Below are 610 nucleotides of genomic sequence, written 5' to 3'. Positions count from 1 at the left end.
CCTTCTACCCTTGCGGGAGAAGGGGGATCGGCGCGCAGCGCCGGGACGGATGAGGGGTGTTCCAGCGGAGCGAGACGTTGGCTTTCCCTGGAGTACCCCTCATCCGGCCGCTTCGCGGCCACCTTCTGCCACAAGGGGAGAAGGGGAAGTCGGCGCTACAGCGCCGCCGTCACAATGATCTCGACCAGATATTCCGGAGTAGCCAACTTGGCTTCGCCGGTGGCGCGGGCCGGGGTGTGACCCTGCGGCACCCACTTGTCCCATTCCGAATTCATCTCGGCGAAGGTGCCCATGTCGGCCAGCCAGATGATCGCCTGGACGATCTTGGTCTTGTCGGTGCCGGCCTTGGCCAGCAATTCGTCGATGGTCTTCAGGATATCGCGCGTCTGCGAGGCGACGTTGCCGCCGGGCTGGCCAACCTGACCGGCCAGGTAGACGGTATTGCCGTGAATGACGATCTGGCTCATGCGCGGGCCGACATCGATGCGACGAATGCTCATTGGAGGTTCCTTCGTTCCTTGGAGTCGCGCTTGTTTAGAGTCCGGACCGCCCTGGGGCAAGGCCGGTGCCCGCGAAACCAATTGAGCCAATTGTCCGCTCTCCCCCATCC

Annotated in this window: 1 protein-coding gene; it reads right to left on the bottom strand. The window is 63.6% G+C overall.

Annotated elements, in window-relative coordinates; genetic code table 11:
* Positions 1-155: 155 nt before the first annotated feature.
* Positions 156-500, bottom strand: a complete 345-nt coding sequence (locus tag EOA24_RS40245; RefSeq protein WP_126061243.1) for a RidA family protein — start codon at positions 498-500, stop codon at positions 156-158.
* Between the last annotated feature and the right edge of the window lie 110 nt (positions 501-610).

It is taken from the genome of Mesorhizobium sp. M2A.F.Ca.ET.039.01.1.1, from assembly GCF_003998035.1.
Lineage (GTDB): Bacteria > Pseudomonadota > Alphaproteobacteria > Rhizobiales > Rhizobiaceae > Mesorhizobium.
This window is presented reverse-complemented; position numbering and strand designations above follow the sequence as displayed.

Coding starts and splice junctions, on each gene's coding strand:
- EOA24_RS40245 (WP_126061243.1), bottom strand. CDS start 500: ATGAGCATTCGTCGCATCGATGTCGGCCCGCGCATGAGCCAGATCGTC.